The organism is Gluconobacter sp. P5H9_a (assembly GCF_018812085.1).
Taxonomy (GTDB): Bacteria; Pseudomonadota; Alphaproteobacteria; order Acetobacterales; family Acetobacteraceae; genus Gluconobacter.
Map to the genome: position 1 here is coordinate 17,833 of NZ_JACRVW010000018.1, position 12,725 is coordinate 30,557.

The 12,725-nt window shown below is 54.7% G+C and carries 12 protein-coding genes; 8 read left to right on the forward strand and 4 right to left on the reverse strand.

Annotation, left to right across the window (positions count from 1 at the left end):
• Positions 1 to 2: 2 nt before the first annotated feature.
• Together KP708_RS13560 and KP708_RS13565 are read right to left on the reverse strand one after the other, a co-directional pair.
• Positions 3 to 1,307: an Hsp70 family protein gene (locus KP708_RS13560; RefSeq protein ID WP_215748781.1), complete on the reverse strand. Its 1,305-nt coding sequence runs from the start codon at positions 1,305 to 1,307 to the stop codon at positions 3 to 5.
• A 105-nt stretch (positions 1,308 to 1,412) separates the two neighbouring features.
• Complete coding sequence (locus KP708_RS13565) at positions 1,413 to 1,820, reverse strand: helix-turn-helix domain-containing protein (protein ID WP_215748780.1); 408 nt, start codon at positions 1,818 to 1,820, stop codon at positions 1,413 to 1,415.
• A gap of 110 nt (positions 1,821 to 1,930) precedes the next feature.
• On the opposite strand from KP708_RS13565, the gene KP708_RS13570 reads away from it, so the two are divergent.
• Complete coding sequence (locus tag KP708_RS13570) at positions 1,931 to 2,485, forward strand: flavodoxin family protein (protein ID WP_215748779.1); 555 nt, start codon at positions 1,931 to 1,933, stop codon at positions 2,483 to 2,485.
• Between the two features lie 47 nt (positions 2,486 to 2,532).
• On the opposite strand, the gene bioB is transcribed toward KP708_RS13570, so the two are convergent.
• Positions 2,533 to 3,558: a biotin synthase BioB gene (gene bioB, locus KP708_RS13575; RefSeq protein ID WP_202206803.1), complete on the reverse strand. Its 1,026-nt coding sequence runs from the start codon at positions 3,556 to 3,558 to the stop codon at positions 2,533 to 2,535.
• Between the two features lie 116 nt (positions 3,559 to 3,674).
• On the opposite strand from bioB, the gene KP708_RS13580 reads away from it, so the two are divergent.
• The 4 genes from KP708_RS13580 (at position 3,675) to KP708_RS13595 (ending at position 8,201) form a co-directional block, all read left to right on the forward strand.
• The gene (locus KP708_RS13580; RefSeq protein WP_215748778.1) at positions 3,675 to 4,496 is read left to right on the forward strand and encodes an acyl-ACP desaturase; all 822 of its coding nucleotides are present in this window, start codon (positions 3,675 to 3,677) and stop codon (positions 4,494 to 4,496) included.
• A 93-nt stretch (positions 4,497 to 4,589) separates the two neighbouring features.
• On the forward strand, positions 4,590 to 5,222 hold the full coding sequence (locus tag KP708_RS13585) for a Dabb family protein (RefSeq protein WP_215748777.1): 633 nt from the start codon (positions 4,590 to 4,592) through the stop codon (positions 5,220 to 5,222).
• A gap of 14 nt (positions 5,223 to 5,236) precedes the next feature.
• The gene (locus KP708_RS13590) at positions 5,237 to 7,396 is read left to right on the forward strand and encodes a M13 family metallopeptidase (protein WP_215748776.1); all 2,160 of its coding nucleotides are present in this window, start codon (positions 5,237 to 5,239) and stop codon (positions 7,394 to 7,396) included.
• Between the two features lie 73 nt (positions 7,397 to 7,469).
• Complete coding sequence (locus KP708_RS13595; protein ID WP_215748775.1) at positions 7,470 to 8,201, forward strand: glycine betaine ABC transporter substrate-binding protein; 732 nt, start codon at positions 7,470 to 7,472, stop codon at positions 8,199 to 8,201.
• 51 nt (positions 8,202 to 8,252) lie between these two features.
• Here KP708_RS13595 and KP708_RS13600 read toward each other — a convergent pair whose 3' ends face one another.
• Positions 8,253 to 9,032, reverse strand: a complete 780-nt coding sequence (locus tag KP708_RS13600; protein ID WP_046899847.1) for an acetoin reductase — start codon at positions 9,030 to 9,032, stop codon at positions 8,253 to 8,255.
• A gap of 455 nt (positions 9,033 to 9,487) precedes the next feature.
• Here KP708_RS13600 and KP708_RS13605 point away from each other — a divergent pair, with 455 nt between their 5' ends.
• From KP708_RS13605 to KP708_RS13615, 3 genes are all read left to right on the forward strand, one after another.
• Positions 9,488 to 10,915: a carbohydrate porin gene (locus KP708_RS13605; protein WP_371822676.1), complete on the forward strand. Its 1,428-nt coding sequence runs from the start codon at positions 9,488 to 9,490 to the stop codon at positions 10,913 to 10,915.
• A gap of 124 nt (positions 10,916 to 11,039) precedes the next feature.
• Positions 11,040 to 11,918, forward strand: a complete 879-nt coding sequence (locus KP708_RS13610) for a bifunctional 2-polyprenyl-6-hydroxyphenol methylase/3-demethylubiquinol 3-O-methyltransferase UbiG (protein ID WP_215748773.1) — start codon at positions 11,040 to 11,042, stop codon at positions 11,916 to 11,918.
• Positions 11,919 to 11,944: 26 nt separating this feature from the next.
• Positions 11,945 to 12,691: a DUF2987 domain-containing protein gene (locus KP708_RS13615; protein ID WP_215748772.1), complete on the forward strand. Its 747-nt coding sequence runs from the start codon at positions 11,945 to 11,947 to the stop codon at positions 12,689 to 12,691.
• The last annotated feature ends 34 nt before the right edge of the window (positions 12,692 to 12,725 follow it).

Here is a 12,725-nt window from a genome sequence, read left to right on the forward strand (position 1 = left end):
ATTCAGGCCGAGGCTCTTGCTTCCACTTCGATCAGGGCCAGACCTTCAGCAACGGAGACGAATTCTGATCCGCCATCGACGCGGCTTTCACCAAAGCGATCCGTGAACAGCTTCCGAACAGCCGGAACGAAAGACGTGCCGCCAGTGAGGAAGACATGATCGATATCGTCAATGCCGAGGCCCGTAACGTTCAGGGCATCGTCAATGGCTGCTGCGAGTTTTTCCAGATCGGGTTTGATCCAGCTTTCGAAATCTGCACGCGTGATGGTCTGCTCGATTTTCAGGTCCCGGTGGCTGAACTTCAGGATCGTGCTGTCGTGCCGTGAGAGATCACTTTTGGCCTGACCAATCGCCCGATACAGGTTCTGGCCTTCCTGATCTTCAATCAGACGCAGCAGATTTCGCAGCTTCTGCGGATCGGAGGCCGTCTTTGCGACGTCTGCAATGCTGCGAAGGGTTTGAGGGGTCCGCATCAGGGACAGGCGATGCCAGCGCCCGAGGCTCGCATACCATTCAATAGGGACGGGAAGAGGCTGCCCACCCATCACCCGATATGTCGTGTCCCGGCCGAGTGCAGGTGCGACGACATTGTCGATAATACGGAAGTCAAACTGGTCTCCCGCGATCCCGACACCGGAATGACCCAGCGTGACGGTGCGCGGTGTGCCATGGGGGTCAAAGCGCATGACAGAGAAATCGCTTGTGCCGCCGCCGAAGTCTCCCACCAGCACGGTTGCTGGTGCATCCAGTCGCTGCATGAAGCGCCAGCCTGCTCCTTCGGGCTCAAGCACGACGTTTGGCTCAGCGAAACCTGCCTCGACAAAGCTTTCCTTCAGGCGCCTCACACCCAGATCGTCGTCAGCCAGTTCACCCGCAAAGCGCACGGGCCTGCCGATCGTTGTGCTGACCTGCTCTGGTGTAATGCCGGCCTTGTCCATCAGGGAGCGCAGGAACCGGGCGATCAGGTTCTGAAGCGTCATTGTCGAGGCAAAAACACGTGTTTCGCGGAATGAGCCCTGAGCCAGATAGGTTTTCATGGACATGATGAGGCGGCTTTCTGCCGGATCATCTAAATAGGCTTCGATGGCATCAAGCCCGATAGCGTCCTGAAGAACGCGTCGATTGCCCTCCTGATCCATCCAGAGACAGAGCAGGGTGCGGCAGGTTTCGGAAGACGGACTGTCAATGAAGTTGAAGATGGCAGGCTGCGTGTTGCCCTGTTCATCTGCGATGACGACGACACTATTGGTCGTTCCAAAGTCGATGCCGACGCGAATTTTTGGCGCTTTAAGAGGTTGCGTCGTCATTTTGGCTGGTCCCGTCCCGAATTCGCGAAGGGCGAGGGTTTAGGAAAGAACGGCTACGAGGCCAAGGGAAAAGTTGAAAAATGGCTTTATGAAAGGCGCAAAATGTCAGAGTGCGCTGTTTTTTGCTTCATCGTAAAGACGTTGAGAGTCCTGAATGTCAGCCATATGGGTTTCAGCCCAGTGCGTGAGGCTTGAAACAGCCTGGATCAGGGTCTCTCCGAGAGGTTTGAGGCTATATTCAACAGTGACAGGCACGGTTGGATAGGCTTGCCTTAAAATAAGCCCGTCGCGCTCAAGGTTTTTCAGCACCTGAGACAGGATTTTCTGCGAAATCCCATTGATGTCCCGCTTGAGGACATTGAAGCGCACAACATCATTCTGAAGGCGGTCCAGCACGAGAAGGGCCCATTTGTCACCAAGCCGGTCCAGCACAAGGCGTGTAGGGCACTCTTTTGCATAGACGTTGAAGCAGAGGTTTCGTGTGGGGGTGTCTGGTTTCTGCAAGGTAACCATGTGTCTGGAAAGTGCCTTCTTGTCCCGAATTTGCTAGCATAATACCACGAAGACTGTTGGTATCCAATGGATACCACGTATCGTATAAACTGGTTTGAAGGACAGGAACGATGTCTAAAGTTTTGGTCGTCTATCATTCGGGATATGGGCACACCAAGGTGGTGGCGGAGCATGTGGCTCAGGGAGCTCAGGCCCAACTCGTGGCGATTAGTGCTGACGGCGAAATTACCGAGGCCGAATGGGCTGCGCTGAACGAGGCGGATGCCATCATTTTTGGAACGCCGACCTATATGGGCAACGTGAGCTGGCAGTTTAAGAAATTTGCAGATGCTACATCCAAGATCTGGTTCACGCGCGGCTGGCAGGACAAGGTGTTTGGTGGCTTCACGAACTCCGCTAGCCCAAGTGGGGATAAGCAGGTCACGTTGATTACGCTCCAGACACTGGCATCCCAGCATGGTGGGATCTGGGTGAGTTTGGGTGTGCTGCCATCCAACACTCTTGAAGCGACGGGCGACGACCCGAACAATCTGGGTGGGTCAGTCGGGCTTCTGGCACGGGCACCGGCAAATGCGGGTGTCGATGGTGTGCAGAAGGGGGACTTGCTGACGGCTGAGCGCTATGGCCGCCGTGTGGCGGATATTGCAGCACGTCTGAAGGCTTAATCGGTAACAATGAGGGCGAGGCGCACAGAATGCCTCGCCCTTGTTGGTTAGGACAGAGCTGCTTCGTAGGCAGCGACGTCCGGAACGGCAGGACGCAGTGCGCCCATTTCTGCTTCAGACTGAACCATCGGCGTCATGCCCAGAGCGGACAGAAGCTGACGGTCGCGGTGTTCAGCAGGGTTTGGCGTGGTCAGGAGCTTTTCACCACAGAAGATAGAGTTGGCACCTGCGAGGAAGCACAGAGCATGTGCCTCATCCGTCATATTTTCACGTCCTGCTGCCAGACGGACATGGCTTTCCGGCATCATGATACGGGCTGTGGCGATGATACGGACGAAGGTGATCGGATCGACCGCTTCAGCTTCACCTAACGGTGTGCCTTCAACGCGAACAAGCAGATTGATGGGTACGCTCTCGGGATGCTTCGGTAGGTTGGCGAGCGTCATCAGCAGGCCAGCGCGGTCGGACAGATCTTCGCCCATACCCACGATTCCGCCACAGCAGACATTGATGCCGGCATCGCGCACGTTGGAGAGCGTATCGAGGCGCTCCTGATATGTGCGGGTGGAGATGATGGAGCCGTAGAATTCCTCAGAGGTGTCGAGGTTGTGGTTGTAATAATCCAACCCGGCATCTTTCAGGCGCTGGGACTGTACGGAGTCCAGCATCCCGAGCGTGACGCAGGTTTCGAGACCAAGAGACTTCACGCCCTCGATCATCTCACAGACGGAGTCGAGATCGTGGTCTTTCGGGGAGCGCCAGGCAGCGCCCATGCAGAATCGGCCTGCGCCTGCTGCCTTTGCTGCGCGTGCCTCGGTCATCACCTTTTCGACGGCCATCAGGCGCTCGGCCTTCACGCTTTTTTCGTGTCGGGCGCTCTGCGGACAGTAGGCGCAGTCTTCGGGGCAACCACCGGTCTTGATCGAAAGAAGCGTGGAAATCTGCACTTTTGTGGGGTCGAAATAACGACGGTGCAGTTCCTGGGCGCGGAACATCAGGTCCGGGAAGGGGAGGTTGATCAGCGCTTCAACCTCAGCGCGCGTCCAGTCGTGGCGGACGTCTGGCTGTGTCATTTTCTGAGCCGTCACGGGGCTTTCTCCAACGTTGTTGCGTCACACCTACCCAAAATGGCCCCGGCGTGTCATCTCATCGTCATGATTATGAGCCGGAAAACGGACGAGGCAAAGCGATGAAACACTGGCGTATCGAGCAGATGGACTGGGATTCCTTTGATCCATCCCGCGTGGACCCGGATATCATTCCTCTGGTGAAGTCTGCTTCAGTCGTTGAAAAGAATGGTCTGGACTATGCTGAATATCTGAGACGCGTCTTTGTGGGAGACCCGGATTTCAGTGCAGCAACCGCCAACTGGGCAGTGGAAGAAGTTCAGCACGGAGATGCTCTCGGCCGCTGGGCCATGCTGGCCGATCCGAGCTGGGACTATGAAGAGGCTTTTGAGCGCTATCGCGCAAGTTACAAGATTGATGCAGACGTCGATGCGTCTATCCGCGGGTCCCGCACGGGCGAACTGATCGCGCGCTGTATGGTGGAAACGGGAACGTCGTCTTTTTACACGGCGCTGGCGGATGCGACAGATGAGCCCCTGCTGAAAGCTATCTGCAAGCAGATTGCCGCCGATGAATACCGGCATTTCAAACTCTTCTATGATCACATGCATCGCTATCTGAAGCGCGAGAAGCTCAGTGTCTGGGCACGGACACGCATTGCTCTTGGGCGTGTGACCGAGAGTGAGGACGATGAGCTGGCGTCCGCCTATCACACGACCAATGAATCCCCGGATATGCCCTATGACCACAAGCGGTGCATTGCGGCTTACATGTCCAAAGCCATGGGATTTTATCAGCAGAAGCACATTGATCGTGTGACGGCGATGATCTTCAAGACAATCGGCTTCACCCCGCATTCCCGTTGGCAGAAGCTGGCAGCGAATGGGGTGTATCGACTGATCCAGTGGCGTCGCAAATCGTTTCAGCGCCAGATTGCGGCCTGACGGTTCGTCAGACTTACGGAAATTCACAAGACGGAAGGGGCCGTTTCGTGCCATGAAGAACTGCATTTTCTGTCTGGTAACTGGAGCTTGAGAATGGACGTTCGACCACTTCTGTCCCGTCGCTTTATCTGGGGAGCCGCTGCCCTTCTGTCCATTGCAGGGCTGTCGCAGGGCTTCTCAGCCAAAGCAGATCCATACTCCTTGCCGATCGCGACGTCAGGCCCGGTGACAAGCGATACACCGGCAGCGGCAACGGTGGCTTCACAGCAGCTTGCCCGACAGGTCGGATACGCTCAGTTTACAGCGGCGGACTGGCGTGTGGGGACAGTGCGTCACATGGTGATGTTCCGCTACAAAAAGGACGCCACGACGGCACAGCGTGCGGAAGTGTCCGGCCGGTTTCTGCATCTTGCACAAGACAGCCGGCGCCCGGACGGTCGTCCCGTAGTGGTCAGCATTGAGACCGGGTTTCAGAACAGCGGCGAAGGTGTAGAGGGTGGTCTGCAGCAGGCATTTCTCGTGACGTTTCGCTCGGAAGGGGATCGGAACTATTACGTTGGTAAGCCCGTCGTGACAGATCCGGCCTTCTTCGACCCCGCCCATGAGGCCTTCAAGGAATTTGCCGGGCCATATCTCGATAAGGTCATGGTTTTTGATTATGACGTGCTGGCAGTCTCCGCACCTGCGGACAAAGCGCGGAAGACAACCCGCAAAAGCGGGAAGTAACAAAAAGTCTCCGTTTGTATGGACGACCTTTTGACGAAATGATCTTTTATGCCTCATGCTACGGCGATCGCCAGAACATGAGGCATAATGTGAAGACTACAGTTTCTGTTAAACGCCGCCTGACGCAGGGTGCGAGTGTGCTTGCACTGGCTATGGGCCTGACTGCCGCTAGCGCGCAGGCCGCCGGTTACAATTCAGGCTGGGGCTTTGATGAAGCCGGCATGAACCATAGCGTCAAGCCAGGCGACAATTTTTTCGAATATGCCAACGGCACGTACCTCAAGAACCTGAAAATTCCGGGGGATATGAGCAGCTACGGCCCGTTCCGTATTCTGTATGAGCTGTCCATGGAGCGCCAGAAGGCGATCCTGAGCGAAGCGCAGAAGCATGTTTCTGCCGAACCGTCTGACGACATGGGCAAGATTGGCACTTTCTACGCCAGTTATCTGGACCAGAAGGCGGTTGATGCCTTGGGGGCCAAGCCGCTAGCCGCTGATCTTGAGAAGATCCGCAAGGTCAGTGATGCCAAGAGCCTTGCAGAAGCGTTTGGTACGTCTCTGAAGTCCATGGCGTTCTCGACATTCCAGATTGGTGTTGAGCAGGATCAGAAAGATCCGGAACATTACATGCTGATGCTCGATCAGGGCATGAGCATTGGTGTCAGCGGTGGTCTCGGTCTGCCCGATATCAGCTACTACACAGACCCGAAGCTGGCCGACAAGAAGAAGGCCTATCAGGCTTATGTCGCCAAGATGTTGACGCTTGTCGGCTGGGCTGATCCAGCCAAGAACGCGCAGGCCGTTGTTGATCTTGAAACGGCGCTTGCCAAGGTTGAGATCCCCCGCGACCAGACGCGCGATCCGCTCAAGCTCTACAACCCGATGACGGTCACGCAGCTGCAAAAGATCGCTCCAGACTTTGACTGGGTCGCGTTCCTGACGACTGCAGGGCTTCCGGCCGAAAATATTGCCGATCGCAAGGTGGACGTGCGTGAGCCCGATGGCATCGCTGCCATGTCCCGCGTTCTGAAGAAGGCTGATTACAGCGTGCTTCAGGCCTGGCTTGCCTTCCATCTGGCAGATAACGCCGCAGCTTATCTGTCTCACGATTTCTCTGACGCGTCCTTTGACTTCAACAGCCGCACGCTGTCGGGCGTGGCGCAGCAGTCTCCTCGTTGGAAGCGTGCGACACGCGTGACCAATGGTGCCATGGGCTGGGCTCTTGGCAAGATCTATGTTGCCCGTTATTTCCCGCCGTCAGCACAGGCTCAGATTACGGAGCTGGTGCAGAAGGTGAAGTCTTCCTTCCATGATCGCCTTGAGCACAACACATGGATGGACGAGCAGACCCGCAAGGCTGCTCTGAACAAGCTGGATCACTTCGCCATTCAGGTTGGCTATCCCAAAAAGTGGTGGGACTACAGCAACCTCGTGGTTCGTCAGGGCGACGTATATGGCAATGCCGTGCGTGGTGTGGCGTTCAACTGGCAGCATGAGGTGGACAAACTCGACAAGCCGGTGGACCGTGACGAGTGGGGCATGACGCCGCAGACGGTGAATGCCTACAACGATCCGACCATGAACGAGATCGTTTTCCCGGCTGCCATCCTTCAGCCGCCGTTCTTCGATCCGAAGGGCGATATGGCTGTGAATTACGGTGCCATCGGTGGCGTGATTGGTCATGAGATGAGTCATGGCTTTGACGACCAGGGCCGTCATTATGATGAACATGGCCGCCTGAATGACTGGTGGACCAAAGCATCTTCTGATGCCTTCCAGAAACTCGCGGATCGTCTGGGTGCACAATACGACGCGCAGGAGCCACTGCCGGGCACGCACGTGAACGGCAAGATGACGATGGGCGAGAACATTGCGGATTCCGGCGGGCTCAACCTCGGCCTGCAAGCGTATCATGACTCCCTGCATGGCAAGCCGCAGACAACCGTTCATGGTCTGACAGGCGATCAGCGCGTGTTCCTGGGCTGGGCACAGGTGTGGCGTGAGAAGGATCGTCCGGATGCGCTGCGCCAGCAGATGCTTTCGAACGAGCATGCCCCGGCCGTAACGCGTGTGAACATGCCAGCGCATAATATTGACGCCTGGTATGATGCATTCAGCGTAAAAGAGGGCGACAAGCTCTATCTGGCCCCGGATCAGCGCGTAAAGATCTGGTAAGGGTCGTGACAAAATGAAGCGTGAGGCTTATCCACGGTCTCACGTTTCAATTTTCTGACTGACGGACTGCCTCATGACGCAAATGACGATCGGCCATCTGTACACCTCGCTTCATGCCGGGTGTGCCAGTGCGGTCGCCCGTGTTCTCGAAGCGCATGAGGTGGACGTCGAGTTCGTAGACCTCGATCCTGAAGATGTGGCTGAAGCCATGGAGCAGGGCGAGATTGATCTTCTGGTCTCTGCCTGGTTCCCGCGTGATGAAAAATTCGCTGGTCCGGGCTTTCGTGTGATCGGGGATCTGTATCAGCCGCAGATTTCGTTTGCAGCACTTCGTTCTCTTGGCTCTGTCAATACGCTGACATCAGCCGAGGTGGATCGCGTCATCGTTGCGGATGACAGCCGCGAGGTTCTTGAAAAGGCACTCAAGCAGCTTCCAGCTCTTTCCTCCCTGCCGCTTGAAGTCGTTGGAGAGGCCGCTCTGATCGGCCGTCTGGAAAAGGCGCAGGCTGACGGGGAATCTCCCCTTGTTGTCGCCACTCAGCCTCACGCCGTGTTCCATACTGCGTTGCTGACGCTGGTTGAGGACCCTGACAAGCTGCTTGGCGGGGAAATGTCTGCGCGCATGGTTCTGCGGGAAGATGTAGCGCGCAAGGCAGACACAGATCTTCTTGACGAGTTGTCCGAGATGATGCTCGGCAACAAGGTCATGAGTGCGCTGGATTACAATATTGGCGTCGAAGGGCAGGACCCCGATGATGCTGCGGAAGCATGGCAGCGTGGACGCCTTATCCCGCGGGATGCTTGATGATTTCAAAAAAGGGCCGGACTTCTCCGGCCCTTTTTTGTATCTACAGCCTTAGCGGTAGACGAGGCCGCCATCGATCAGGATGGACTGGCCGGTGATGTAATCGGAGTCTTTGCCCGACAGGAATGCGACGAAGCCAGCAACGTCGTCCGCTGTTTCGACCCGTCCGAGCGCAATGCCTTCAACATACTTCTTGTACGTTGCGCCCAGCTCGGCGCCGGTAATCTCAGACATGCGCTTGTCGATCTCGACCCACATATCCGTTCCGACGATGCCCGGGCAGTAGGAGTTCACGGTGATACCGAAGGCTGCCAGTTCTTTGGCGGCCGACTGCGTCAGTGCGCGAACTGCGAACTTTGTGGAAGAATAGATCCCGAGAAGGGGAAAGCCTTCATGGCCAGCAATGGAGCAGGCATTGATGATCTTGCCCTTCTTGCCGGTCTCTTTGAAAATGTTGGCCGCAGCCTGAATACCCCAGATCACGCCTTGAACATTGATGCGGTAAATCTTCTCAACTTCTTCCTGGGTGACGTCCAGAATAGGCTTCACCTGACAGATGCCGGCGTTATTGACCATGATATCGAGGCCGCCAAGCTGGCTGGAGGCTTCTTTCAGGGTCTTCTGAAATTCATCGCGATTGCTGATGTCAGCCGTTAGAGCGATAGCACGTCGACCAAGAGCTTCAACTTCCTTGGCGGCTTGCTGAACGGTTTCCTGTTTGACATCCAATAGAATAATGTCAGCTCCCTCGCGCGCCAGACGAAGAGCGATGGCCTTGCCGATACCTTGAGCCGCTCCGGTTACAGCGGCAATTTTACCAGAAAGAGACATGCAGAAATTTCCTCTCTCTTCATGCGCCACGAAATGTGGTTCGCGTGAATGGTAAACGTCTTCTGCTCTCAGGCTTTGATTTTCCACAAAAAAAGACATGTTTTCGAAAATGGGCACGTAAATGTGTTTCGCACGCAATAAATATTACATGAGCAATTTTCTAAATTAACTTTTTTCATTATTTTGAATAGAAATATAAAATATACTTTACTTATATAAGTATTATTACTTTTTAATAAATATTAAAAAACATTTTAACTGTTTTGTATTTATGAATTATTAATCAAATTTGCGAGAAATTCTAAAATGTTAATTACGCTACAGGTGCTCCGTGGCGTAGGGATTCTGCATACTCACTCTGGATCGGACGCAATTCGTTTCAGAGGTCGTGATGTAACATTATTCCTGTTCAAATGGGGGCGCCAGGTTTGCATCTTCGTGTGCTGGGTTATGCTCTGAAAAGCGCACGGTTCGTGTGGTTTTTCAGTATTTTCGTATCGCTGCCTGCTTTGGCTCAGGTCATGGACCGCGATATTGGATCTGCGCCAAGTCAGTTGGTTTCAACGCCTCTTCCTGTGCACGCATCGCGTGAAACAACCGTGCCAGCATTTTCCCATCCCGAGGCTATCGTCTCCAATCCCTTGTCAGACTGGCTGCGTAAGCGTGGCATCAATTTCCTCGTCGATAATACGAATGAATTTGCCGGAGCGATAACGAAGCCGACGCGCGGAACAACGCCGGGATTTGAAAACTACAAGCAGGGCGCGAGCAATGCGGGCCAGTATGCCATGCAGCTTGATGTTGACTGGGAAAAGCTTGCTGGTCTGCGTGGTTTTGCGACGCACATGATTACGGTGGGTCGATACGGTACGACGGCCAATCGCATGTTTGGTGACTGGCTCAATCATGCTTCCGAAGATTATGGCGGTGGCGGAAATGTTGTCGTGCATCTGGTTTATATGTACGGCGAAGAGACGCTTTACGGTGGGCGTCTGGCGATTGCGGCTGGTCGTATGTCAGAAATTTCGGATTTTGCAGCGAGCCCTTTGTTCTGCAATTTCCAGAACGGTAGTTTCTGCGGTCGTCCCAAAGGGATTACGGACACGAATTTTGACGCGGGTTATCCTGCTGCAACCTGGGGATTTCGGGTCCGGGGAAGGCCGGTGCATTCTGTCTATGTTCAGACAGGGGTGTATCCGATCGAAAACGGGATTTATCAGGTCTATCAGCATCGAACCGGATTCAAGTTCAATGGGGCCAATATCATCGGTTATACGGCACCGATCGAAACAGCCTGGGAACCGGTTTTCGGGCATGGCACCTTGCCGGGTCATTACAAATTCGGGGCCCAGCTCTTCAGTACCCCGCAAACTGACAACTATTACGATCTGTATGACGGTTCTTATGCAGAGAGCGGACTTGCGCATAAAAAGCGAAGCGCGTCCTGGTCAACATGGGTCATGTTGGATCAGCAGCTGCTGCACTACCGGGCAAAGGGCTCAGGCCTGACGGCGATGACGGGGCTTATTTACAATGATCCCCATACGTCCCTGCGCCGGTATCTCGTCTATGGCGCACTGATTAACCGCGGATTTCTGAACTCTCGACCCTACGATACGCTCGGATTTTCTCTGACCTACACCAAGATTGCATCCGGTGTGAGCAGAAGTGAAGCTGCGCTGATCCGGAAAGGGCAATCACTTCCCAATCATGCGACAGGTGTTCAGCAGGATGCGGTCGTGATGGAGTTCAACTACGCTATCCACGTTGTGAAGGGAGTGATTTTCACGCCTTTGTTTGAGTATTACATTCACCCGAATGCCCAATACAATTTGCGGGATGCTGCTCTTTTGGGGTTCAAGAGCCATATCCAGTTTATGTGAGAACTCTTGCTTGCGTTGTATCTGAAAAGCGCGGGGCAGAATTTTTCAGGGGGCGACGGCTTGGTTCTCTTGTTGGTGGAAGTGCGTTAATAAATCGTTACTGACATGGCGTAACGGTAGAAGAATGACCCACTCCGACAGGACGGATGCTGTTTTTGAAGCCTTTCACGGGCTTGCAGATGAAGAATGGCTGCATGTTCTGGTCTCGTCCCTTAGCGGACACGAGGTGCGGGGCGTTAGGATGCCTGAGTTCCCCCCGGATGATCTTCAGCGTGAAATTCATGGGCATCACGGGGAGGTTTCCATTCATGAGGCGCATGTCTTTTATCGAGAAATAAAAGCGTATTGCGCCTACGCGGGAAGGCCTGTGAAGCCCGAGACTTCCGTTCTTGATTTCGGATGTGGGTGGGGGCGGATGGCGCGTCTTTTTATGAAGGACGTGCGATCACAGTCCCTCGTCAGTGTCGAGCATACGGACCGCTTTCTCATGGCGGCACGGCGCGCCAATCCATTTCTTCCCTTCTTGCAGGCAGGGCTGGTGCCCCCATTGCCGCTCGTGCCCGGTACGCTGGATCTGATCACGTCCTGGTCGACATTTTCACATCTGGATGAATTTCTGGCCGGCCACTGGATGAGGGAGTTTCATCGGCTTCTGAAGCCAGATGGGTTGGTTGTCTTTACGACGCAGAGCCGGCGGTTTCTGTCGTTTTGTGCAGAGCAGCGCTTGCGTCGTGCTTCTGGAATGCAGCTGGAGCATCCATGGCATGAAGCCTGTGCAAATAGTTTTGTGGATGAGGCGCAGGCAAATTCACATTTTGAAGCAGGGCGGTTCCTGCATGCCGCGTCTGCAAAGCGTCCTCAGCCTCAGGCGCATTATGGAGAGGCCATCATACCACGGAACTATATTCTTAAAGCTTGGGGCGGGATGTTTCGCCTGATCGAATATCTGGATAATCCGGTAAGGCTGCCGCAGGTTCTGATTGTTCTGCAAAAAATTGAATAAGACATCATTTGTTGTAAAGTAAATTCATGACCTATCGTCTTCTGATGGGATGTTTCATCGCATTCCTTTCCTGTGTCGGGCTTCACGAGGCGCGGGGTGCTTCCGAGGAGCATCTCATTGTCGCTGGCCGACATGACGTGCGCGTTGCGACATATCAGGACATTGCACGCATCTATGAGCGGTTTGAGCGCTTTCCGCAGGCGGCAAAAGAGGGTCTTTCACTCCATTTCACAGGCGAGTTGCTGCCTGACCATGATTACCCCTCAAAAGCGCGCCTTATGGTTCATAGCCGGGATGGGGATATCCCTTTGTTCTTCGGCCAGGACCGGGACATGCATTTCCCGCTGACAGACCGCCTGAAGGCAGAGAACCCGCCAGTCCTTCAGACAGAAGCCATCGGGCATAATGTCAGAACGGAGCTGTCTCTGGTGGTCGCGTTGCCTGCGGCGCAGACATTTACCGGCACAGAGGCTCGTCACTGGCTGCGTCAGGTCAATGCGTGCATCCGTGATCTGACGGGTGTGATCCTGTCCTGGTTCATGCCGGATGCTCATCGGCTCAAGATAGATATTGCTCCGGGAGCGAATTTTGAGGCGGTGACGAGTGGTACCGTCCGGGTGCTGGCGTCAAACGTGAGCAGGGAACCAATGACTGTTCTGCTTCGTCCGCAGGACTATGCAGAGGATACGGTATTCCGTTCCAGCAAGCCTTTTGGGCGGGTCCGGGTTAAAATTCCCGGTGAGGCATACGCGACATTCACACCTGACAGATAACGCAGAATTTGACAGATCGCGTGTGAAACAGCAT

What these genes read in the sequence shown, in the direction of transcription:
- bioB (WP_202206803.1), bottom strand. Translation starts at nt 3,558, where the DNA reads ATGACACAGCCAGACGTCCGCCACGACTGGACGCGCGCTGAGGTTGAA.
- KP708_RS13610 (WP_215748773.1), top strand. Translation starts at nt 11,040, where the DNA reads ATGACCCACTCCGACAGGACGGATGCTGTTTTTGAAGCCTTTCACGGG.
- KP708_RS13615 (WP_215748772.1), top strand. Translation starts at nt 11,945, where the DNA reads ATGACCTATCGTCTTCTGATGGGATGTTTCATCGCATTCCTTTCCTGT.
- KP708_RS13570 (WP_215748779.1), top strand. Translation starts at nt 1,931, where the DNA reads ATGTCTAAAGTTTTGGTCGTCTATCATTCGGGATATGGGCACACCAAG.
- KP708_RS13595 (WP_215748775.1), top strand. Translation starts at nt 7,470, where the DNA reads ATGACGCAAATGACGATCGGCCATCTGTACACCTCGCTTCATGCCGGG.
- KP708_RS13585 (WP_215748777.1), top strand. Translation starts at nt 4,590, where the DNA reads ATGGACGTTCGACCACTTCTGTCCCGTCGCTTTATCTGGGGAGCCGCT.
- KP708_RS13600 (WP_046899847.1), bottom strand. Translation starts at nt 9,032, where the DNA reads ATGTCTCTTTCTGGTAAAATTGCCGCTGTAACCGGAGCGGCTCAAGGT.
- KP708_RS13560 (WP_215748781.1), bottom strand. Translation starts at nt 1,307, where the DNA reads ATGACGACGCAACCTCTTAAAGCGCCAAAAATTCGCGTCGGCATCGAC.
- KP708_RS13580 (WP_215748778.1), top strand. Translation starts at nt 3,675, where the DNA reads ATGAAACACTGGCGTATCGAGCAGATGGACTGGGATTCCTTTGATCCA.
- KP708_RS13565 (WP_215748780.1), bottom strand. Translation starts at nt 1,820, where the DNA reads ATGGTTACCTTGCAGAAACCAGACACCCCCACACGAAACCTCTGCTTC.